Source organism: Enterobacteriaceae endosymbiont of Donacia provostii, assembly GCF_012570145.1.
Taxonomy (GTDB): Bacteria; Pseudomonadota; Gammaproteobacteria; order Enterobacterales; family Enterobacteriaceae.
Window position 1 is genome coordinate 287,895 of the sequence record NZ_CP046206.1, and the last position, 23,568, is coordinate 311,462.

General features: G+C 19.0%; 18 protein-coding genes, 5 tRNA genes and 1 pseudogene. 2 read left to right on the forward strand and 22 right to left on the reverse strand.

Translation table 11 applies throughout. The features are described from left to right. Positions 1–16: 16 nt before the first annotated feature. The 8 genes from mrdA to GJT93_RS01490 form a co-directional block, all read right to left on the reverse strand. A complete protein-coding gene (gene mrdA, locus GJT93_RS01455; protein ID WP_168821841.1) occupies positions 17–1,891 on the reverse strand; it encodes a penicillin-binding protein 2 in 1,875 nt (624 codons plus the stop codon). 32 nt (positions 1,892–1,923) lie between these two features. Then, on the reverse strand, positions 1,924–2,934 hold the full coding sequence (gene holA, locus GJT93_RS01460) for a DNA polymerase III subunit delta (RefSeq protein ID WP_168821842.1): 1,011 nt from the start codon (positions 2,932–2,934) through the stop codon (positions 1,924–1,926). 4 nt (positions 2,935–2,938) lie between these two features. Beyond that, positions 2,939–5,473, reverse strand: coding sequence for a class I tRNA ligase family protein (locus tag GJT93_RS01465; protein WP_168821843.1), 2,535 nt, complete (start codon positions 5,471–5,473; stop codon positions 2,939–2,941). A gap of 65 nt (positions 5,474–5,538) precedes the next feature. Beyond that, positions 5,539–5,994 carry an rRNA maturation RNase YbeY gene (gene ybeY / locus GJT93_RS01470; RefSeq protein ID WP_168821844.1) on the reverse strand — a complete coding sequence of 152 codons (456 nt, stop codon included), beginning with the start codon at positions 5,992–5,994 and terminating at the stop codon, positions 5,539–5,541. A 19-nt stretch (positions 5,995–6,013) separates the two neighbouring features. After that, positions 6,014–7,354 carry a tRNA (N6-isopentenyl adenosine(37)-C2)-methylthiotransferase MiaB gene (gene miaB, locus GJT93_RS01475; protein ID WP_168821845.1) on the reverse strand — a complete coding sequence of 447 codons (1,341 nt, stop codon included), beginning with the start codon at positions 7,352–7,354 and terminating at the stop codon, positions 6,014–6,016. Between the two features lie 56 nt (positions 7,355–7,410). Further along, positions 7,411–7,482: transfer RNA gene (locus GJT93_RS01480), tRNA-Gln, on the reverse strand. A 12-nt stretch (positions 7,483–7,494) separates the two neighbouring features. After that, positions 7,495–7,586 (reverse strand) — tRNA-Leu (locus GJT93_RS01485). A 9-nt stretch (positions 7,587–7,595) separates the two neighbouring features. After that, a tRNA-Met gene (locus GJT93_RS01490) sits at positions 7,596–7,671 on the reverse strand. 102 nt (positions 7,672–7,773) lie between these two features. Here GJT93_RS01490 and glnS point away from each other — a divergent pair. Further along, the gene (gene glnS, locus GJT93_RS01495; protein ID WP_168821846.1) at positions 7,774–9,423 is read left to right on the forward strand and encodes a glutamine--tRNA ligase; all 1,650 of its coding nucleotides are present in this window, start codon (positions 7,774–7,776) and stop codon (positions 9,421–9,423) included. Positions 9,424–9,470: 47 nt separating this feature from the next. Here glnS and fldA read toward each other — a convergent pair whose 3' ends face one another. Together fldA and GJT93_RS01505 are read right to left on the reverse strand one after the other, a co-directional pair. Then, positions 9,471–9,983 carry a flavodoxin FldA gene (fldA, locus tag GJT93_RS01500; protein WP_168821847.1) on the reverse strand — a complete coding sequence of 171 codons (513 nt, stop codon included), beginning with the start codon at positions 9,981–9,983 and terminating at the stop codon, positions 9,471–9,473. A gap of 19 nt (positions 9,984–10,002) precedes the next feature. Then, entirely contained in the window at positions 10,003–10,785 is a 783-nt protein-coding gene (locus GJT93_RS01505) for an alpha/beta fold hydrolase (RefSeq protein WP_168821848.1), read from the reverse strand. Positions 10,786–10,909: 124 nt separating this feature from the next. Between GJT93_RS01505 and pgi the strand changes: the two genes are divergently transcribed. Then, positions 10,910–12,526, forward strand: a complete 1,617-nt coding sequence (gene pgi / locus GJT93_RS01510) for a glucose-6-phosphate isomerase (RefSeq protein WP_168821849.1) — start codon at positions 10,910–10,912, stop codon at positions 12,524–12,526. Between the two features lie 83 nt (positions 12,527–12,609). Here pgi and GJT93_RS01515 read toward each other — a convergent pair whose 3' ends face one another. From GJT93_RS01515 to GJT93_RS02285, 12 genes and pseudogenes are all read right to left on the reverse strand, one after another. Next, positions 12,610–12,786 (reverse strand): hypothetical protein, encoded by a 177-nt coding sequence (locus GJT93_RS01515; protein WP_168821850.1) that lies wholly within the window; start codon positions 12,784–12,786, stop codon positions 12,610–12,612. A 99-nt stretch (positions 12,787–12,885) separates the two neighbouring features. Continuing rightward, positions 12,886–14,319, reverse strand: a complete 1,434-nt coding sequence (locus GJT93_RS01520; protein WP_168821851.1) for a DEAD/DEAH box helicase — start codon at positions 14,317–14,319, stop codon at positions 12,886–12,888. A 284-nt stretch (positions 14,320–14,603) separates the two neighbouring features. Continuing rightward, positions 14,604–16,700, reverse strand: a complete 2,097-nt coding sequence (gene pnp / locus GJT93_RS01525) for a polyribonucleotide nucleotidyltransferase (RefSeq protein WP_168821852.1) — start codon at positions 16,698–16,700, stop codon at positions 14,604–14,606. Between the two features lie 87 nt (positions 16,701–16,787). Next, positions 16,788–17,057: a 30S ribosomal protein S15 gene (rpsO, locus tag GJT93_RS01530; RefSeq protein ID WP_168821853.1), complete on the reverse strand. Its 270-nt coding sequence runs from the start codon at positions 17,055–17,057 to the stop codon at positions 16,788–16,790. A 30-nt stretch (positions 17,058–17,087) separates the two neighbouring features. Beyond that, positions 17,088–18,053, reverse strand: a complete 966-nt coding sequence (truB, locus tag GJT93_RS01535) for a tRNA pseudouridine(55) synthase TruB (protein WP_168821854.1) — start codon at positions 18,051–18,053, stop codon at positions 17,088–17,090. A gap of 39 nt (positions 18,054–18,092) precedes the next feature. Then, positions 18,093–18,434: a 30S ribosome-binding factor RbfA gene (gene rbfA / locus GJT93_RS01540; RefSeq protein ID WP_168821855.1), complete on the reverse strand. Its 342-nt coding sequence runs from the start codon at positions 18,432–18,434 to the stop codon at positions 18,093–18,095. Between the two features lie 36 nt (positions 18,435–18,470). After that, positions 18,471–20,831: a translation initiation factor IF-2 gene (gene infB, locus GJT93_RS01545; protein ID WP_168821856.1), complete on the reverse strand. Its 2,361-nt coding sequence runs from the start codon at positions 20,829–20,831 to the stop codon at positions 18,471–18,473. Between the two features lie 269 nt (positions 20,832–21,100). Further along, positions 21,101–22,342: pseudogene (gene nusA / locus GJT93_RS01550) on the reverse strand (transcription termination factor NusA); the annotation flags it as partial. A 213-nt stretch (positions 22,343–22,555) separates the two neighbouring features. Further along, a tRNA-Met gene (locus tag GJT93_RS01555) sits at positions 22,556–22,632 on the reverse strand. A 56-nt stretch (positions 22,633–22,688) separates the two neighbouring features. Continuing rightward, positions 22,689–22,775, reverse strand: a tRNA-Leu gene (locus tag GJT93_RS01560). A 10-nt stretch (positions 22,776–22,785) separates the two neighbouring features. After that, on the reverse strand, positions 22,786–23,055 hold the full coding sequence (gene secG / locus GJT93_RS01565) for a preprotein translocase subunit SecG (RefSeq protein WP_168821858.1): 270 nt from the start codon (positions 23,053–23,055) through the stop codon (positions 22,786–22,788). A gap of 323 nt (positions 23,056–23,378) precedes the next feature. Further along, positions 23,379–23,504, reverse strand: coding sequence for a hypothetical protein (locus GJT93_RS02285; protein WP_281352185.1), 126 nt, complete (start codon positions 23,502–23,504; stop codon positions 23,379–23,381). Positions 23,505–23,568: the final 64 nt, after the last annotated feature.

Sequence of the window (23,568 nt, forward strand, 5' to 3'; positions counted from 1 at the left end):
TATATAATTTAATAGTTTAATTTAAAAATTTTTCTTGATGTATAAAAATATAATCCCAAATTTTTCTTGAAACATCTCCAACTGAAACAGTAGTATCACTATTCTCTATAACTATAGTCATAGCTATTCTAGGTTTATTAAATGGACCAAAAGATATAAGAAGTTTATGATCTCTTAATTTTTTTTCTATTATATGAATATTATATTTTTTTTTCTTTTTTAAATTAAAAACTTGTGCAGTTCCTGTTTTGGCTGCTACTTTATAATTTTTAACAGTAGAAAAATACTTATAAATAGTACCATTCTTATGGTTAACTACATTATACATTCCTTTTTTTATTATATTCCAGTATTCAATAGGTAAAATAATAACTCTATTATATTTTGGTGATGAATAATAAGAAAAAATATTATTTAGCTTTATCTTTTTTAAGATATGTAAAGGAATACTAATTCCATTATTTACTAGTATAGTTAATGCATTATGTATTTGTATAGGAGTAGCATTCCAATAACTTTGTCCTATACCTACTGAAATAGTATCGCCTATATACCAGGGTACATGTATATTTTTCATTTTCCATTGTTTATTAGGTATATTACCTTTTTTTTCATTAAAAAGATCAATATTTGTTATATTTCCATAACCAAATTTTATCATCCATTTATATATTGTATTTATTCCTATATTATAAGCTATTTTATAAAAAAAAGAATCAGATGATTCTTGTAATGCTTTTATAATATTTAAATATCCATGACCATTAATTTTCCAATCTTTATAAATTGTATTAAATTTAGGAATTTTCCACCATCCTGGATCAAATAATATAGTATTTTTATTTATTAAATTTAAATTTAATGCTATTAAAGCAATATATGGTTTTACAGTAGAAGCTGGAGGATAAATTCCTTGAATAGTTCTATTAATTAATAAATCATCGTTACTTTTTAATAAAAAATCTATATTATTTTTTTCTAAATTATTTATAAAAATATTAGGATCAAAACTAGGTGTTGAAACCATAGCTAAAATTTCTCCATTTTTTGTATCACTAATAATAACAGCACCTTTTTTATCACTCATTAATGAGTGAATATAATTTTGTAAATTATAATCAAGTGTTAAATAAATATCACTACCTGTATAAGCTTTTTTTTCATATATATTATATGAAAAAATACCTTTATTATTTACTGCAATTTTTTGATAACCAGGAACACCATATAATATATTATTATAATATCTTTCAATACCATTTATACCTTTACTGGAATTATCCTTATAATTTTCTACAGAATGTTTTTTTTTTAAAAAAATTATATTTTTTTGATCAAGAAAATTTATATAACCTACTACATGAGCAAAAATATCACTTTGAGGATAAAAACGTTTCTGATAAATTTTAAATGATATATTAGGAAAATTGAATTTATTTACTAAAAATTTTGATATTTGTTTATGATCTAAATCAATTTTTAATATAATTGGTTTTGAAGGATATTGTTTTTTTTGTTTTTTTATAAAATTAGAAAAATCACATTGATTAATATCTAATTTTAATATTTTTTGTAAAATAAAAAAATTTATATAGAAATCTTCAAAATTTTTATATTTAATTGTAATTTGATAAAAATTTATATTTTTAGCTAAAATTATACCATTTCTATCATAAATTAATCCTCTATTTGGTTTTAAAAAAAAAAATCCTACATAATTTTGTTCAGCTTTTAATTTAAATTTTTTATAAGATAAAATTTGTAAATAATATAAATTGTATATTACGATTAATACAAATATTAAAAATATTTTAATTAATATTTTAATTCTTTTTGTTAGAATTTTTGATTTTATTATATGATTTTGTAAAAAATTATTATTTACATTCATAATGATTTCATACCTATATAATTAAAAATATTTTATGATATTAATAAAATTAATTTTTCTAAATCTATCCAAAAATATTTTTCTGTATAGTTTTTTATTATAAAACTTTTAATATTTATTTCAATTTTTAGTAAGAATTTTATTATTAAAAATAATTGTTTATAATTAATTCTATTTAAAAATTTTATAAAAATTTTTTGTTTTGATACAGGTATTGATAATTTTTTAAAAATTAAATTAGTAGGTTTTTTTTTATATTTTTTATATATTTCTAAAATTAGAAAAATATTTTTGTATAATTTATTTAAAATTAAAAAAATATTTGATTTATGATATTTTATTTGTGTAATTAATTGAAAACTTTTTTTTAAGTCTCCTATTAAAATATAATCAATAAAATTTTCCTCTTTTAAATAGGAGAAAAAATTAAAATAATTTTTATATAAAATATGATTATTATTTTTTTTTTGTATATATAAATCATTAATAATTTGATTTAACAAAGTTAAATTTTTTGCGTAAGAATTTTTTAATAAAAAAATTAAATTTTTATCTATAATTAGATTTAATCTTTTAAAAGATAAATTAATCCAATTATCTAATTGATAATTATTTAATTTATTATTTTTTATAAATAAACAGTTATCATTATTTATAATATTTTTTATTAATTTTTCTATATTAAAATTTATATAATCATGAATTTCTAAAATAAGAATATTATTTTTATCTATATTTTTTAATAAAAAAATAATATTTTTTTGACATTGGAAAAAAATATTCTTATTTAAAAAAAGTAAATGTATAATTTTTTTCGTACAAAAAAAATCTTTTATAATAAGTTCAGAAAAAATTTTATTCCAAATTATCTTATTATCTATAATAATAATTTTTTTTTTAATAAAATTTAAACTCAATAATTTTTTTAATAATAAATTTAAATTTTTTTTCAAAAAAAATAATTCATCACCTGCTATAATATAGCAATAATATCTTTTATTATACATATTGATATAAAAATTATTACATATTTTATCATTCATGTATTTATTCTTTTGTTACTATATTAAAAATTTTATATGGTATATATATTGTTTTTAAAATTTTAATATTTATTAGAAATGTAGAAATCTTATTATTTGTTAATATGTAATTTTTAATATTATTATTTTTTTTACGATATTCTCCCGGAATAGAAAGGATATACTTTTTTTTACCATTAATTTGTATTACAAGATTAAAATCTTGTTTTATTTTTTTTATATTAATATTTTTAGTTACTGGCCACGATTGATAATCTATATCATTATTATTACCCATATACTTCCATAATACAAAACAAATATGTGGTGCAAAAGGATATAACATTTTTATTATTACTAATAATCCATCAAAAACTATAATATTATCAATATAATTATATATTTTATAACTAAAAATTTTTTTAAACAAAATAATTATAGAAGATATTATCGTATTAAAAGACTGATCTTTTTCAAAATTATTTGTAATATTAATAATAGTTTTATTTATGTAATTTTGAATAAGAATTTGATTTTCACTATAATCTAATTTAGATAGTAATTTTTTTTCTTTAATCTTAAAGTTATTTTGATATTTTTTATTATATTGATAAATAAAATTCCATAATTTATTTAAAAATCTATACATTCCTTTTATACCAGATTCCTTCCATTCTAAATCTAAAGTTGGGGGAGCAGCAAACATGATAAACATACGTAAAGTATCAGCTCCATATTTTTTAATTATTTTTTGAGGATTAATCCCATTATTTTTTGATTTAGACATTTTTATCATACCATGATAAATTAATTTTCTACCTTTTTTATCAAAAAAAATATTATTTTTTTTATCAAAAAAAACATCTTTTGATTTAACCCAATGATATTTTTTTTTATTATCTATATAATAATAAGCATCAGATAAAACCATTCCTTGACATAGTAATTTTTTTACTGGTTCATCAATATTTAATAAGCCAACATCTCTCATTAATTTATGAAAAAAACGAAAATACATTAAATGCATTATAGCATGCTCAATACCTCCAATATATTGATCAACAGGCAACCAATATTGAGCTTTTTTTTTATTAATCATATTATTTTTTTCATTACTACAAGTATATCTTGCATAATACCATGAGGATTCAAGAAAAGTATCAAATGTATCTGTCTCAATTTGTCCTTGTATACCATTCTTATTATAAGAAAACCATTTTAAATTTTTTTTAATTTTTTCATCATAATTATCTTTTATATTTTCATTAAAAAATTTTTTAGGAAAAATTAAAGGTAGATCCTCCTTTTTTAAAGGAATAATTTTTTTATTATTTTGTATTATCATAGGTATAGGAGTACCCCATAATCTTTGTCTGGAGATACTCCAATCTTGTAAATTATAATATTTTTTATAAAATGCAATTTTATTATTTATTAAATTATGAAGTAATTTATTATTATTTTTTGATACAAATTTCTTTTTTTTAAAATATAAATTATATTTTTTTGCAATTATTAGATCATTTTTATTAATACTTGGCATACCAATCATTGCATTAATTTTTGTAATATTTGTTAAATAATCAACAATAATAATTGGTATTTTTTTTTTTATAAAAACATTATATGCAAATAATGTACTGTTAATTTCTTGAATTATAAAAGATGAAAATTTCTTTTTTTTTATAATATTATTTAATTTACATTTTTGAATAAAATTTTGTATATTTATATTTTTTATTAAATTTTTACATATTGGATGATTATATAAAATTTTAATAAAACTAATATTATTAATAAAATGAATATATTTTTTTTCTATAAAAACATTAAATGAATAATTCATCTTTTTTAGATGAAATTTAATATTTATTCCTTCTTGTTTACCAATCCAATTTTTTTGCATATTTTTTACTTTTTTAGGCCATTCATTTAATTTTTTTAAATCATTAAGTAATTCTTCTGCATAATTAGTAATTTTTAAAAACCATTGTTTAATTTTCTTCTTTTTTACAATATTATTACATCTCCAACAACGATTATTAATAACTTGCTCATTTGCTAAAATTGTTTTATCTATATTACACCAATTAACTAAAGCATTTTTTTTATATGCTAAACCTAATTTATATAATTTTAAAAAAAACCATTGTTCCCAATAATAATAATTAGAATCACATGTTGTTATCTCTCTATCCCAATCAAAACTAAATCCTAATAATTTTAATTGTTTTTTCATATCTTTAATATTATTTTTAGTCCATACATAAGGAGAAATATTATTTTCATAAGCTGCAATTTCTGCAGGTAAACCAAAAGAATCCCATCCAATTGGATGTAAAACATTTTTTCCTTTCATTCGTTGATATCTTGCTATAACATCTCCTATAGTATAATTACGTATATGTCCCATATGTAATTGTCCAGATGGATAAGGTAACATAGAAAGACAATAAAATTTAGATTTATTATAATCTTCAGTTACTTTAAAAGTCTTTTTTAAAGACCATTTTTTTTGTACATAAAATTCTATTATTTTCGGAGAATATTCTTTTTTCATAGCAAGATCATTTCCTGAATATATTATATAAATTTTTTTATAAATTTAATATTTTGTATTAATTATTAATATGGATTTTCATAACCAAGTAAGTTAAGTATTTTAATTTCTTTTGTTTGCATTATACAAGCTTCTTTAATATTTTGATGATCATATTTTAATAAATGTAAACATGCATGTATAATTATATGAGCCCAATGAGCATCTATTTTCTTTTTTTGTAAAAATGATTCATATTCAATAATTTCTTTACATAATATTATTTCTCCTAATAGTATTTTTTTAAAAAAATAATTTTTTTCTAAAAAAGATAAAACATTTGTAGGTTTGTCTATTTGAAAAAATTTTTTATTAAGTTTTTGAATATAAAATTTTTCTACTATAGAAATAGTAATTTCAATTTTTTTTATATTAGTCTTCATAAAAATTATATATAACCAATGTAAAATATCATTTTTATATGGTATATAATTATAATTTTTACAAAAATTATAATAATTTAAAATAATATTTAATTTCATAAATAATTAAAATTATATATTACATCTTATGCAAAGATATAAATTCTCCGTACAAAGAATATATATTAGCATCAATAATCTTAACATTAACAAATTTACCAATATAATTTTTAGAGCTTGTAAAAAAAACTATCCTATTATTTTCAGTTTTACCATAAAATTTATGATTTTGTAAAGATAAACCTTCAACTAAAATTAGTTGAATAGTATTAATCATTTTAAAACTAAATTTTTTAGTTTGTTTTTTAATGTAATATTGTAATAAATATAATCTTTTCTTTTTTTCTAAAATATTAGTATTATCTTTCATTTTACTAGCTGGTGTTCCTGGTCTAGGTGAATAAATAAAACTAAAACTCATATCTAAATCTAAATCTAATATTAAAGAAATAGTATCATTAAAATCTTTTTGATCTTCTCCTGGAAATCCTACAATAAAATCTGAACTAATTTGTATTAATGGTCTAACATTTTTTAATTTTTTAATAATTTGTTTATATTTTTCAATATTATATTGTCTCTTCATAAGATTTAAAATCTTATCAGAACCACTTTGTACTGGTAAATGTAAAAAATTCACTAATTGAGGAATTTTATTATATATATTTATTAGTTCATCAGTAAAATTTTTTGGATGATTTGTAGTAAATCTAATTCTTTTAATTTCTTTAATTTGCGCAATTAATTCTAATAATTTTTCAAATGTATAATATTGATTAGTTTTTTTATCAAAATATTTATAGGCATTTACATTTTGTCCTAATAAATGTATTTCTTTAACTCCCTGAGAAACTAAATTTTTAATTTCTAAAATAATATCTTTATAAGATCTACTTAATTCTTTTCCTCTTGTATAAGGAACTATACAATAAGTACAATACTTATTACATCCTTCTATAATAGTAACAAAAGCACTTGTTTTTTTAGTTTTACTTAAAGGAAAAAATTTAAATTTTTCAATTTTAGGAAAACTAATATCAATTAAATATTTTTTAAATTTACGAGCATTATATATCATTTTAGGTAATCTATGAAAAGTTTGAGGTCCAAAAATAATATCTATATAATATGCTCTTTTTAAAATTTTTTTTCCTTCTTGTGAAGCTACACATCCACCAACACCTATAATAATATCAGGATTATTTTTTTTTAAAAGTTTCCATCTTCCTAATTGATGAAATAATTTTTCTTGTGCTTTTTCTCTAATTGAGCAAGTATTTAATAATAAAATATTTGCTTTCTGTACAGATTTAGTAATTTGACAATTTAATTCATTTTTCATAATATCAGCTATCTTAGAAGAATCATATTCATTCATTTGACAGCCCCAAGTTTTAATATATAATTTATTTTTCAACATAATATATGAATTAAATAATTTTTATAATTTTAAATTTAAGAAAAATTGATATATTTCTGGGGTACCTGGATTTGAACCAGGGATGCCGGTATCAAAAACCGGTGCCTTAACCTCTTGGCTATACCCCATATTTTAATTAATGCGGAAGACGAGATTTGAACTCGTACTATATTTTTTATTTAAATAGCCAGAATCTAAATCTGGTGCGTCTACCAAATTCCGCCACTTCCGCTTTAATTTTTAGCTACGATGGGAATTGAACCCATGACCTCAGCGTTATGAGTGCTGTGCTCTAACCAAAACTAAGCTACGTAGCCAAAATTATTCTCATATTATGTAATATAATAAAGTATAACGTCAACTTATTTATTAGTTAAATATAAATTTAAAATTAAATTTGTGAAAAGAGTAAAATAAATATGTATGAATATCATGATTTTTATAAAAAGAATTTTATTTTTAAAATTATTCAAAATGATTTAAAAAATAAAACACATAATGTTATATGTACTAGATTTCCTCCAGAACCTAATGGTTATTTACATATAGGACACATTAAATCTATATGTTTAAATTTTTTTATAGCAAAATTTTATAAAGGAAATTGTTTTTTAAGAATTGATGATACTAATCCCACAACAGAAAATATTGAATACATTAAATCTATAAAAAAAGATCTAATTTGGTTAGGATTTAAATGGGATGGTAAAATTAAATATTCATCAAATTATTTTGATTTAATGTATAATTATGCTATAGAGTTAATTAATAAAAATTTAGCTTATGTTGATGAATTAAGTATAGAAGACATTAAAAAATATAGAGGTACATTATCGACAGCAGGTAAAAATAGTCCATATAGAAACCGATCAATATCAGAAAATTTAAAATTATTTCAAAATATGCGTTTAGGAAAATTTTCTGAAGGTAAAATGTCTTTACGTGCAAAAATAGATATGAAATCAAAAAATATTGTAATGAGAGATCCTGTTTTATATAGAATAAAATTTCAAAAACATCATCAAACTGGTATAAAATGGTGTATATATCCTACTTATGATTTTTGTCATTGTATATCTGATGCCATTGAAGGAATAACACATTCTCTATGTACTTTAGAATTTCAAGATAATAGAATGTTATACAATTGGATATTAAAAAATATTAGTATTAAACATTATCCTAAACAATATGAATTTTCTAAATTACAAATTGAATATGGAATAACTTCAAAAAGAAATATTAATTTATTGATTAAAAATAAAATAGTAAATGGGTGGGATGATCCTCGTTTATTAACGATCTCTGGGTTACGTAGAAGAGGATATACAGCTTCATCACTAAAAAATTTTTGTTATCATATAGGTATTACTAAACAAAATAATACCATACAATTATCTTATTTAGAATCTTTTATAAAAAAAGAATTAAATAAAATTGCTCCTAGAGCAATGGCTATTATTAGACCTTTAAAAATTATTATTGATAATTTATCTTATAAAAAAAAAATAGAATTAAAAGTACCTAATCATCCATATGATAAAAATATGGGTTATAAATTTATTTATTTTACAAAAGAAATATATATAGATAATTTAGATTTTTCAGAAAAAGAACAAAAAAATTATAAAAGATTAATGTTAGGTAATAAAGTAAAATTAAGATATGCATTTGTTATTAAAGCAAAAAAAATTGTTAAAGATAATAATGGAAATATTCTTTATATACATTGTAAATATTATAAAAATACATTAGGATTAAAAATTAATAAAAAAGATAAAGAAGTTAAAGGTATAATTCACTGGATATCTTGTTCTTATTCTCAATCAGTTTTATTTTATTTATATAAGACTTTATTAAATAAAAAAAATATTAATAATACAGATAATATTTTATCTTATATTAATAAAAAATCACTATCCATATACAATGGTTTTATAGAAAAAAATTTATTAAAAGAACATCAAAAAAAACATTTTCAATTTGAAAGAGAAGGATACTTCTATTTTGATAAAAAATATTCTCATAAAAAAAAAATAATTTTTAACCGAATATTATCATTAAGATAATAAAAAAAAATCAATTATATTATTATAATATAATTGATTTTATATGATTAAATATTTAATTCTTTAGAAATTTGTTTAGTCCAAGTTATAATACGAGAATCAGTTAATTCTGGTTGTCTATCTTCATCTATTGTTAATCCTAAAAAATAATCTTTATTTTTTAAGCTTTTAGTATTAGAAAAATAATAACCTTTTGTTGGCCAATATCCCACTATTTTACCATTATTAGTTTTAATTATATTATAAATAATACTTATAGCATCACAAAAATAGTCTCCATAATCTTCTTGATCACCACAACCAAACAAACATAAATTTTTATTTTTAAAATTAATTTTTTTTAAAGTAGGCAAAAAATCATCCCAATCACATTGAACTTCACCATAATACCATGTAGGTACGCCAAATATTAATATATTATATTTTTCAATATCTTTTTTTTCTATTCTAGCTATATCAAACACTGAAGCAATATTTTTACCTAATTGTTTCTGTATTTTAAAAGCAATATTTTCAGTATTACCTGTATCACTACCAAAAAAAATACCTATTTTTGACATTTTATTTTATCTAAAAATATTATTTATAACATAATTTTATAATTAAATTAAATATTAATTTTATATTTTCAATATGTAATAAATGACCAACATTAGCAATATTATATATTTTAGCATTAGGAAATTGAGAAAATATATTTTGATAATAAATTTTATTTATGTAATTAGATTTTTCTCCTTTTAAAAAAAAAATTTTTCCTCTCCATATAAAATTAATTGGATTCCAATTTAATATATTATTATATTCATTTTTTAATACAGGTAAATTAAATTCCCATTTTCCATTATTAAATGTTTTTAATAATAAATTAATTATATATTCATCTTTAATAAAAGATTTTAACAATTTAAAAACATCTCTTCTTAAGAAAATTTTTTTTTTATATACTTCTTCTAAAATAAAAAAAATATTTTTTTTTTTAAAGTTATATTTTATAGGTGCTATATCTAAAATAATAATTGTTTTAATAAAGTTAAAAGGTATTAATTGAGTAAGTTTCATTGCTATTTTTCCACCCATTGAATGTCCAATAAAAATAAGATTTTTTTTTATATTTAAAAAACATAATGTTTCTAATACATCTTTAGATAAAGAAAGATAATCCATCTTTTTATTTCTTGGAGATAAACCATGATTTCTAATATCTAACAATAAAATTTGATATTTTATATTATGAAATAAAAATTTACCCATTAAATATAAACTTTTTCTATTACCAAATAATCCATGTAACATGATAATAGTATATCTATAATTAATAGATATATGATTTTTAGGAATAAAAAGATAATTTAGGATCATATATAATAAAAATTTATTAAATAAAAAATTTTATCATATTTAAAAAATAAAATAAAAATTGAATTTTAAAAAAAAAAATAAAAATATGATATAATTTTCTATTTCAAAATTATAATTTTATTATATGAAGAATATTAATCCTACTAAAACTCTTTCTTGGAAAAAATTAAAAAATCACATACAAGAAATAAAAAATATAAATATTTATGATTTATTTAAAATAGATAAGAATAGATTTGAAAATTTTTCTATAAATTTTGAAAACGAAATTCTTTTTGATTATTCTAAAAATTTAATTAATAAAAAAACTATAAAATATTTATTAAATTTAGCAAAAGAAACTAAATGTATTGATGCTATTTATTCTATGTTTTATGGAGAAAAAATTAATATAACAGAAAATAGATCTGTTTTACATACAGCTTTAAGAAATAATAATATGAATTGTTTTTTAAAAGATAATAATATCTATTTAAAAATAAATAAAATTTTAAATAAAATAAAAAATATTTCTAATAATATTATTTCAGGTAAATGGAAAAGTTTTAATAATAAAAAAATTAAAAATATTATAAATATAGGAATAGGTGGATCTTATTTAGGTCCATTAATGGTTACAAAATCATTACAAAATTATAAAAATCATTTAAATTTATTTTTTTTATCTAATATTGATGCAAATCAATTAATTAGTATTATTAATAAAATTAATCCTGAAGAAAGTATATTTATTATTGCATCCAAAACTTTTAATACTTTAGAAACAATTACAAATGCTTTAAGTATAAAACAATGGTTTTTAAAAAAATATGATACAAATTTTCATAAAGATATATTATCTCAACATTTTTTTGCTGTTACAAATAATATAAATTCAGCAATAAAATTTGGTATAAATAAAAATAATATTTTTTCCATATTACCTGAAATTGGAGGACGTTTTTCTTTATGGTCTTCTATTGGATTAATTATATCTTTATCTATTGGATTTAATAATTTTAATAAATTATTATTAGGTGCATATAAAATGGATGATCATTTTTTTTATTCTCCTTTAAATAAAAATATACCCATTATTATGGCTTTAATTAGTATTTGGTATAATAATTTTTGGGGTGCAGAAACAGAAGCAATTATACCTTATAATGATAATATGTATTTTTTACCAATGTATTTACAACAATTAAATATGGAATCTAATGGTAAATATATAGACAGAAACGGGGAAAAAATTCATTATCAAACTAGTCAAATTATATGGGGAGATGTAGGAACTAATGGCCAACATTCATTTTTTCAAATGTTACATCAAGGAACTAAATTAATTCCATGTGATTTTATAGCTTCAGCTTCAAATAATTATATTGATTATAAAAATCATCATCTTCAACTTATTTCTAATTTTATTGCACAAACAAAAACATTAGCATTTGGTAATTTACAAAAAAATAATAATGAAAAAAATATATATTATTCTTGTATTGGTAATAAACCAAGTAATTCTATTTTTTTAAAAAATCTTAATCCTTATAATTTAGGTATGTTAATTGCATATTATGAACATAAAATTTTTATACAAGGAGTTATTTTAAATATATTTTCATTTGATCAATGGGGTGTTGAATTAGGTAAAAAAATTACTAATTCTTTAATAAAAGATATTAAAGAAGATAATTATAAAAATAAAAAATATGATTCTTCATCTCAAGCATTAATTAATTTTTACAAAAAATATAATTAAAATTTACTTTAATTATATTTAGATAATTTTTTTATAAAAAATAAATGTATATATTATATAATATATATATTTATTTTTAAATTTTATTTATCTTTATAACTATATTTTTTTTTAGCAATATAATATTTTTTTGAATAAGATTTTTTAAACTTATTAATTAATTCAAATTTGATATTTTTATTAAAAATTTTAATATTTTTAGTTTTTTGTAACAAATTTTTTCTAAATAAAAAAGATAATTCAATAATTTGAATATTCATTAAATAATTTTATATATTTCCTATATCTTTATTATTAATTTTATATTCATTAATAATAGTTCCAACTATATGACGTATTTCAATTTTTATCTTTTTTACCTATATTAATACGATAAACATCCATTTTATTACAAAATTTTTGTTGTTTTTTTGCAAATATTTATGCTTAAAATTTTTTTTATGAAATTGTTTTTTTACATTATCTATATTCGAATCTGGAGCTAATATTAAAGGATTTTTATATTGAGATAATTTTAATAAAATTATCATTAGAATTTCTTTATTTATTTCATTATTTGTTATGATTTTTGATATAATTTTTTCATATTGTATTAAATCTTTCTTTTTTATTAATTTTATTTCTTTCTTTATTTTAAAAATAAATTTTTCTAATCTTTTTTTGCTTAAAATTTTATAATCAGGTAAATATACTTCATTAATATTACATTTAATTCTATATGTAACATTTTTTAAAAATCTCTTTTCTCTATATTCAATAAATGTTAAAGATTTACCCTTTCTACCTGCACGTCCTGTTCTACCAATACGATGAATATAAGATTCAATATCCATTGGTATATCATAATTTATAACCAAATCAATTCTATTAACATCTAATCCTCTAGCAGCAATATCAGTAGCAATTAAAATATCTAATTTACCATTTCTAAAATTTTTTAGTGTTTGTTCTCTATTTCGTTGATTCATATCTCCATTTAATGCTGCACTATTATAATCATATTGTTTTAATTTATCAGAAACTTCAATAGTTGAAGTTTTAGTTTTTACAAAAATTAATACCGCATCATAACTTTCAGTTTCTAAAAATTTCATTAAAGCTTCTATTTTATTACCACGTACAAACCAATAATTTTGTTTTATATCAGGTATAGTTTTAATATTTGTTTTTATAGTAATTTCATATGGATGAATCATAAAATTTTTAGTAATATTTTTAATTTTTTGTGGCATTGTTGCGGAAAATAATGAAGTTTGATGTTTTTTAGGTATATTTTTTAATATTTTTTCAACATCTTCAATAAAACCCATTCTTAACATTTCATCTGCTTCATCTATAACTAAATTTGTTAAATAAGATAAATCAACAGTTTTTCTTTTAATATGATCTAATAAACGTCCTGGTGTTGCTATAATAATATGAGATCCAATACGTAAATTTTTTAATTGTATATGATATGATTGTCCACCATATAACGCTAAAATATTAATATATTTTATATATTTAGAAAATATTAAAATTGTTTCATATACTTGTATTGCTAATTCTCTAGTTGGTGTTAAAATTAGTACTTGAATTTTTTTAATAGATAAATTTATATTATTCAATAAAGGTAATATAAAAGCTGCAGTTTTTCCACTACCTGTTTGAGCTATTCCTAAAACATCTTTATTTAATAATAAATGTGGAATACATTTTTTTTGTATAGGTGAAGGATTTGAATATCCTATATCATTTAAAGCTTGCAAAAGAGATTTTTTTAAACCAAAATTCGAAAAAGTAATATTCGTCATGTAATATACATTCCTCATAAATTTGTTATATTTTAAATATTTTAGTTAGTAATTAATTTATAATTAAAAGATAATAAGGGTTAGAAAGTTAACATTTAAGTTTGTAATTATGTTTTTAATAATTAAACATAATTACAAGTGTCAAAATTATTATTTCATATAAATTATAATTGAATAATTATTTTTTATAAACTTTTTTTTTTATAAAAATCTTATTTAATATATAAAATTTATAAAAATTATATAATTTATATAAATTTTTTAATAAAATTCATCTTTATCAATTAAATATTATTTATAGCAGCCTTTATACTTAATCTAATTCTTCCTTGTTTATCAATTTCCATAACTTTAACTAATACATTTTGTAAAATTTGTAAATAATCACTTACTTTATTAACATGTTGATTAGTAATTTGAGAAATATGAACTAATCCTTCTTTTCCATTACCTATAGAAATGAAAGCACCAAAATCTACAATACGTATAACTTTACCTGTATAAATTTTTCCTACAATAATATCTGCTGTAATTTCTTCTATGCGACGAATTGCAAATTGTATTTTTTCATTATTTTTAGCTGCAATTTTAACAATTCCACTATCTTCTATTTCAATAATTGTATCAGTTTCTTCAGTTAAAGCTCTAATAACGGATCCACCTTTTCCTATCATATCCTTAATTTTTTCTGGATTAATTTTTAATGTATGAATTCTAGGCGCGAATTCTGAAATATTTTTTCTAGGAGAAGAAATAGCTTGTTTCATAACTTTTAAAATATGTAATCTAGCTAATTTTGCTTGAAATAAAGCTAATTTTATAATTTTATAAGTTATTCCTTCTATTTTCATATCCATTTGTAATGCTGTTATACCTTCATTAGTACCTGCAACTTTGAAATCCATATCTCCTAAATGATCTTCATCACCTAAAATATCTGATAATATTATACAATTATTATTTTCTTTAATTAATCCCATTGCTATGCCAGCTACAGCATTTTTTATAGGAATACCAGCATCCATCATTGCTAATGATGCGCCACAAACAGAAGCCATTGATGATGAACCATTAGATTCTGTAATTTCAGATACTATACGAATAGTATAAGGAAATTTATTAATATCAGGCATGACTGGTATTAAAGATTTTTTAGCTAAATTTCCATGACCTATTTCACGTCTTTTAGGAGAACCTAATATTCCAATTTCACCAACAGAAAAAGAAGGAAAATTATAATGAAATAAAAAATTATCTGTTCTATTATTTATTAAATCATCTAATGGTTGAGCATCTCTATTAGTTCCTAATGTAGCAGTAACTAATGCTTGTGTTTCACCTCTTGTAAAGAGAGCAGAACCATGTGTTCTAGGTAAAATACCTATACGTACATCTAAATTACGTATCATATCATTTGCACGTCCATCAATTCTAAAGTTATTTTTTATAATATTTTTACGTACAATTTTTTTTTCTAATTCATAAAATATTTCATTTAAATAATTTAAAGAAATATTTTCATATTCTTTTTCTTTTTTTATTAATTCAAAAATTTTTAATTTTACAGAATCAATTTTATTAATTCTATCTTGTTTTTTTTGAATATTATATGCTTTTATTAATTCTTCTTGAGACAAAGAAGCTACTCTTTTTTTTAATTTTTCGTTTATAGGAGACATAATCCATATAGAAGATTTTTTTTCTATTTTAGAAGATAATTTAATAATATTATTAATTAATATTTGTTGTTGATTATGTCCATATATAATAGCATTTAATATTTGTTCTTCAGTTAAAAGAGAAGATTTTGCTTCTACCATTAAAATAGCTTTTTTTGTACTAGATACAATTAAATCTAATGAGCTATTTTTTATTTCTTGTGTATTAGGATTTAATATATATTTGTTATTTATAAATCCTACACGTGCAGTACCAAATGGACCATTAAATGGTATACCAGATAAATTTAAAACAGTAGATGCACCAATTATAGCAACAAGATCTGGATTAATTTCTGGATTTACGGACATAACAGTAGCAATAATTTGAATCTCATTTACAAAACCTTTTTTAAATAAAGGTCTTATAGGACGATCAATTAAACGAGAAATTAAAATTTCATTTTCACTAGGACGTCCTTCTCGACGAAAAAAATTTCCTGGAATACGTCCAGCAGCATAGAATTTCTCTTGATAATATACAGATAAGGGAAAAAAATTTTGTTCAGGTTTAATTTTATTATCTACTACTAAAGTAACAAAAACTGCTGTATCATCAATACTTACCATAACAGAAGATGTTGCTTGCCTAGCTATCATTCCTGTCTCTATAGTTACAGTATTATTACCATAACGAAATCTATGAATAATCGGATTTAGCAAAATAAATACCTTTTCAATAAATTTTTATATTAAAAAATACTAATTAATTATAAATTTATAAAGTATATAAATATAATGAAAATTTATTTATTTTCTTAATCCTAAATCTTTAATTAATGTATTATAATTTTTAAAATTTTTTTTTTTAAAATAATTTAATAATTTTCTACGTTGTGATATCATGTGTAAAAGTCCTCTACGACTATGATAATCTTTTTTATGTAAAACAAAATGCTTATGTAAATAATTAATTTTAGATGTTAATAAAGCTATTTGTATCTGTGTAGATCCTTTATCATTATGATGAATTTTATTTTTTTGTATAATTTTTATTTTTTTTTCTTTATTAAAATACATAATTTAACCTCATTCATTATTAAATATAAATTAATAAAAATTTTTTACATAATTCATTAATTTACATTTTATAATGTAACCATTATCATTAATGTGACATATACCTATAAAATTAAATTTTTTTTTTCTAAAAATACAAAAAATTTTTATTTTATCTATTACAGATTTTAATTTAATTTTTTCACCATTTATGATTTTTTTTATTAATAAATCAGATAAATATAATTTAGGTATATGATATATAATATAATCAATTGGTAATAACAATTTTTTAATTAAAAAAGTATTTAATTGATGATTTTTATAATTCATAATTAATATTTTTAATTGTTCTAATGTTATAACATTTTTATTTAAAATGGAAATATGTGATATTAATATTCTACGTAATTTAATTATATGAGCTCCACAATTTAATTGATCGCCTAAATCATCAATAATACTACGAATATAAGTACCTTTTGAACAATGAATGTGTAATTTAATTTTATTTTTATTAAAACTTAATAATTTAATTTGAAATATTGTTATATTTCTATATTCTAAATTTGAAATTTCAATTCCCTTCCTAGCATATTTATACAAAGGAATACCTTTATATTTAATAGCAGAATACATAGGGGGTTTTTGTTTTATTTTTCCTTTAAATAAATTTATTTTTTTAATAATATTTTTTTTAGTAACATTAACATCCCTTTTCTTTATAAGAAAACCATATTTATCTGCAGTATTTGTTTTTTCCCCTAAAAGAGCTGTAACTAAATATGTTTTATCTGTGTTTGTCAGATATTGACTAAATTTAGTATATTCTCCAAAACAAATCGGTAATAAACCAGTAGCTAGAGGATCTAAAGTTCCAATATATCCAGCTTTTTTTGCATTAAAAATCATTTTAATATACTGAAGAATTCTATTTGATGTCATCCCAATAGATTTATCAAGTAATAATAAACCATCTAGATTTTGTTTTTTTATAATTTTTAGCATTTTTTTCATAAAATATATATTTTATATATAAAATATACATTAATTTTTTTATTTAATATTTTTAATTAAATTACTAATATAATTACCTTCCTTTAAAGAATTATCTAAATAAAATTTTAATTTAGGTATTTTACGTAATCTTATCTTTTTTTGTAATATATATCTAATATATTCTGTTGTTTTATTTAAAAAAAATAATGTATTTTTTTGATTTTTATATTCTTCATTATATGGTAAAAATATAAAAATTTTGGCATATGAAAAATCTTTTGATAATATTATATCTGTAACAGTAGTTAATTTATTAAAATTAATACTATTTAAATTATTTTGCAATATTTTTGCTATTTGTTTTTTTAATTCATATGCAATACGTAAATTACGATACAATAAGTAACCTCCATAATATTTTTTTATATAAAAAAATTATTTTTTTATAACTTCATTTTTTTCAAAAATTTCTATTTTATCTCCAATATTTATATCATTAAAATTTTTAATACTAATCCCGCATTCCATGCCATTACGTACTTCATTTACACTTTCTTTAAATCTTCTTAAAGAATCAATAACACCTTCATAAATAATTTTATTATTTCTAAATAATTTTATTAAATTATGACGTTTAATAAAACCATATGTTACTATACATCCTGCTATTATACCAATTTTAGGTATAGTAAAAATACTTCTAACTTCTGCATTTCCTAAAATTAATTTTTTGTATTTAGGTGTTAAAAGATTTTTAATATATTTTTTTATATAATTAATCACATCATAAATAATTGTAAAAAATATAATCTTAATATTTTTAAGTTTTATTATATTTTTTATAATATTATTTTTTTTTATATTAAAACCAATAATAATAATATGTTTACAAGAATTAGTCATTACTAATGAAATATCTGTCTCATTTATTTCTCCTATACCTAAATGTATAATTTTTATATTAATTTTATTATTAGATAAATGTAATAATGTATCTTTAATAGCTTCCAGAGAACCTTGAGTATCACTTTTAATTAATAAATTTATTTCATGTATATTTTCTTTGTCTAAATTTAAAAATGATTTTTGAAATTGTTTATGTTTATAAGATAGTTGAATTTCTCTTAATTTATTTTTTCTATATAATGCTATTTCTTTAGCTTGTTTTTCATTATTTACAACGATAAAATTATCTCCTGCATATGGTAATTCAGATAAACCTAAAATTTTTACAGGAGTAGAAGGTCCAGCAGATAATATTTCTAATTCTTTATAATTTATCAAACATTTTACTCTACCGTAAGTACAACCACAAAGTACTATATTTCCTTTTTTTAACATTCCCTCTTTTATTAAAACATTAGCTATAGGTCCTTTTCCTTTTTCTAAAAATGATTCAATTACTATTCCTTTTGCTATACCTTCATTAATAGCTTTTAATTCTAATATTTCTGCTTGTAATAAAATAATTTTTAATAATTTATTTATACCTTCTCCTGTTTTTGCAGAAATTTTAATAAAAATATTCTCTCCTCCCCATTCTTCAGAGATAATATTATATCTACTTAATTCATTTTTTATTTTTTCAAAATTTGAAATTTTTTTATCAATTTTATTAATTGCAACTATAATAGGTACTTTTATTTTTTTAGCATGTTTTATGGCTTCTATTGTCTGAGGCATAACTCCATCATCAATAGCAATAACTAATATAATTATATCTGTAATTTGAACTCCTCTTAATCTCATAGAGATAAAAGATTCATGACCTGGAGTATCAAAAAATACTATTTTTTTATTTTCAAAAAATACTTCATAAGCATTTATATTTTGTGTAATCCCCCCTGTTTCTTTAGAAACAATATTACTTGAACAAATATTATCTAATAATGAAGTTTTTCCATGATCAACATGACCTATAATTGTTACAATAGGTGGTCTTGTAATAGGTATATTTGTATTAACATGATTAATTAATAATTTTTCTATATCATTTTCATTACGTAAAATAACTTTATGACCCATTTCCTCAGCTATTAATTGAGCTGTTTCTTGATCTAGTAATTGATTAATATTAGAATATTTTTCACCCATATTAACCATAATTTTAATTAATTCTGAACTTTTCACTGCCATTTTATTAGATAATTCAGCTAAACTAATAGTTTCATTAATAATGATGTTACGATTGATATTTTTAATTGGTTTGGTAAAATTCTGATATAATTTTAAAACATTTTTTTTATAATTATTATTATAAAAATTTTTTTTATTATCTTCTTTATTATTTTTATAATTTTTATTAAATCTTTTCTTATTATATATATTTTTTTTTAAAAAATTTTTATCTACATTTTTATTATGATAAAAAAAATTTTTTTTTTTAAATTTTTTATACTTTTTATTTTTAATAATATTTGTTTCTTTATAATCATTTTTATTAAATGATAAAAAATTTTTTATTTTTTTTTTTACTATATTAAATTTATTATTTTTTTTTAATTCTTGACTAAAATTTTTTTTATTTAATGGAAACTTTTTATTTTTATCATTTCTTTTTTTTTCAATCTTATTATATTTTGTAATATTATTATTTTGTTTTTTTATAGTTAATGATTTTAACTCATTAAAATTTTTATTTTTTAAATATGTTAAAAGTTTTTTTTTTTCTTCTTTATTAACTGTATCATGTTCTAATTTTTTAATTTTTATATTAGCAAAATATTTAATTATTTTTTTGACTGAAATTTTAATTTCATGAGCTAATAATTTTATAGTTATAACAGCATCTATCATGCTGTCTACTCCTCTATTTTAAAATTAATTACAAATTAAGTGTTAAAACTAACAATATTATACATATAGTAATTTTTTTAATATTACTACATATAAAAAATCTATATTAGATATATATTTTAAATATTTTTTTAATTAAATTTTTATTAGTTATAATGTGTTTCTAATGTAAAAATTATATAATATACTAATTATTTTTTATATTAAAAATTTTTTTATAAATTTATTATTTAAATAGTACTTTTTTTTAAATTATTATATATTTTTTTTGCTGATTCTTGTATTTTTTTTAAATCATTAATTGTTAAATTAAATTTTCTAGTTATATTATATAATTTATTAATTGAAATTAATTGCAATTCTTTAATAGAAAAAATTTTACCTTTCCTAACTATTCTTTCAGATAATTCATAATTAATATTTAAATACTTTACAAATATATTAATAATATGATTTTGTTCTTTTTTATATTTTTGATATAAATCATTTTTTGTCATAACATTTAACTCCCATCCACTTAATTGAGAAGCTAAACGAATATTCTGTCCATTTTTACCTATAGCTTGGGCTAAATTATTTTTTTTTACGGAAAGATCTATAGTATGTTTTTTCTTATTTATCACTATAGATGATATATCTGCTGGAGACATAGCATTAATAACAAATTTTCTAAGATCAGAATTCCATAATATAATATCAATACGTTCTCCATTTAATTCGTTAGAAATAGCTTGAACTCTAGCACCTCTCATACCAACACAAGCACCAACAGGATCTATTCTTTTATCATTCGTTTTTACAGCTATTTTTGATCTTAAACCAGGATCCCTAGCTACTGCTTTAATTTCAATCAAACCTTCTCCAATTTCAGGTACTTCAATATTAAATAATTCAATTAACATTTGTGTTTTAGATCTACTTATAAATAATTGTGTTTCTTTCATATCTTCTTTAATATAGAAAAGTAATCCTCTTACTCTATCACCTAACCTAAAATTTTCACGAGGTAACATATCAGAACGTAAAATTATAGCATCTGCTCCATGTCCTAAATCTAAATTTAGATGTCCTCTATTAACTTTTTTTACAATACCATGTAAAATTTTCCCTTCTTTTTTTTTAAATTGTGCTATAGTAATAGCTTTTTCTGCTTCTCGTACTTTATGTACTATAACTTGTTTAGCTGTTTGTGTAGTAATACGATCAAAATTAATAGATTTAATTTTATCATATATATAATCACCTAAATTAAGAGTATTATCTTCAACTCTTGCTGCATCTAATGTAATTTCTTTAGTCGGATAATTTACTTTTTTAACTATTAACCATCTTCTAAATGTATGAAAATTACCATTTTTACGATTAATATTTACAAATACTTCTATATCTTGTTCATATTTTTTTTTTGTTGCACTAGCTAAAGCACTCTCCATGGCTTCAAATATTTTTTCACGAGGTAAAGATTTTTCATTAGCAACAGCTTCAATAACAGCTAACATTTCTTTATTCATCCTAGTTATCCTTAAATATTAAATTCTTAAAATTAAAGAACTAGATTATCATTTAATGATGATACAAGTAACATAATTTTTTACTTTACAAACTTTTTATTATTTTTTATATAATTTTTATTTAACAAACTTATTTTATTTATTTATTTTTATTAAATATAAAAAGTCAACATAAAATAAATTTAATAAAGGAATTAAATATAATGTTGGTATTGGTTGCGGGAGTTGGATTTGAACCAACGACCTTCGGGTTATGAGCCCGACGAGCTACCAAACTGCTCCACCCCGCGTCTTAATGATAATATATAATATTATAAAAATATAAATAATGCAATATTATTTTTAATACCGAAGACGGGATTTGAACCCGTAAGCCAAATAATAAGGCACTACCACCTCAAGGTAGCGTGTTTACCAATTTCACCACTTCGGTAAAATTTTTTTTATATCTTATTTATATTATAAGATGTAATATAAGTTTTCCCATATTTTTTTACATTAAAATTATTTATTATTAAACTAATAATAAAAAATAAAGATGCAAAAAAAATAATACTTCTTGTTAAGATTTTATTAGACATATTTGTATTAAAAGGAGATTTTGTATTACTAGATGATGATGCAATATCTATTTCATCATTATCCTGAAATAATATAATACTAATTAATATAAGTGATACAAAAATAAATAAAATTAACAATAATTTATACATAAAAACCAATAAAATATTTTAACCAAATATTATCTAATTATAATTATATATTAATTTATAATAATTACAATATAAATTTTTCATTTATAATATTAATATAAGAATACTTTTTTATATATTATTTAATATTATTAATTTTTTATTTTTACCTTTAATAATAATTTTTACTACTAATGTAGTATTTGATTTTCTTAAAAAAATTTTTTCATTTTTTAAAAAAAATAATTATTTTTTTAAACAAAAAAATTTATAATTTTTTAAGAAAAAAAATTAGTATCGTTGAATAAAACATTTAAATTTGTATTTATGTCAATAATAATATTTTAATATTTTTTAACAAAAATTTTTCCTAAAACAAAAACTAGTTTTACTATTATATTATAATTTATAAGAAATTTTCTAAATATTAATTTGATATTATCTATATCAAAATATTTATGATATTTCATTTATTTATATAATCTTATATTTTATAAAATATCATAAACTATTTATTTTTTTAAAATTTTATTT

Excerpts from the sequence above, each read along its gene's own strand:
- GJT93_RS02285 (WP_281352185.1), bottom strand. The coding sequence starts at position 23,504 with ATGAAATATCATAAATATTTTGATATAGATAATATCAAATTAATATTT.
- pgi (WP_168821849.1), top strand. The coding sequence starts at position 10,910 with ATGAAGAATATTAATCCTACTAAAACTCTTTCTTGGAAAAAATTAAAA.
- secG (WP_168821858.1), bottom strand. The coding sequence starts at position 23,055 with ATGTATAAATTATTGTTAATTTTATTTATTTTTGTATCACTTATATTA.
- fldA (WP_168821847.1), bottom strand. The coding sequence starts at position 9,983 with ATGTCAAAAATAGGTATTTTTTTTGGTAGTGATACAGGTAATACTGAA.
- rpsO (WP_168821853.1), bottom strand. The coding sequence starts at position 17,057 with ATGTATTTTAATAAAGAAAAAAAAATAAAAATTATACAAAAAAATAAA.
- GJT93_RS01465 (WP_168821843.1), bottom strand. The coding sequence starts at position 5,473 with ATGAAAAAAGAATATTCTCCGAAAATAATAGAATTTTATGTACAAAAA.
- GJT93_RS01520 (WP_168821851.1), bottom strand. The coding sequence starts at position 14,319 with ATGACGAATATTACTTTTTCGAATTTTGGTTTAAAAAAATCTCTTTTG.
- glnS (WP_168821846.1), top strand. The coding sequence starts at position 7,774 with ATGTATGAATATCATGATTTTTATAAAAAGAATTTTATTTTTAAAATT.
- infB (WP_168821856.1), bottom strand. The coding sequence starts at position 20,831 with ATGATAGATGCTGTTATAACTATAAAATTATTAGCTCATGAAATTAAA.
- GJT93_RS01505 (WP_168821848.1), bottom strand. The coding sequence starts at position 10,785 with ATGATCCTAAATTATCTTTTTATTCCTAAAAATCATATATCTATTAAT.
- holA (WP_168821842.1), bottom strand. The coding sequence starts at position 2,934 with ATGAATGATAAAATATGTAATAATTTTTATATCAATATGTATAATAAA.
- mrdA (WP_168821841.1), bottom strand. The coding sequence starts at position 1,891 with ATGAATGTAAATAATAATTTTTTACAAAATCATATAATAAAATCAAAA.
- ybeY (WP_168821844.1), bottom strand. The coding sequence starts at position 5,994 with ATGAAATTAAATATTATTTTAAATTATTATAATTTTTGTAAAAATTAT.
- miaB (WP_168821845.1), bottom strand. The coding sequence starts at position 7,354 with ATGTTGAAAAATAAATTATATATTAAAACTTGGGGCTGTCAAATGAAT.
- GJT93_RS01515 (WP_168821850.1), bottom strand. The coding sequence starts at position 12,786 with ATGAATATTCAAATTATTGAATTATCTTTTTTATTTAGAAAAAATTTG.
- truB (WP_168821854.1), bottom strand. The coding sequence starts at position 18,053 with ATGAAAAAAATGCTAAAAATTATAAAAAAACAAAATCTAGATGGTTTA.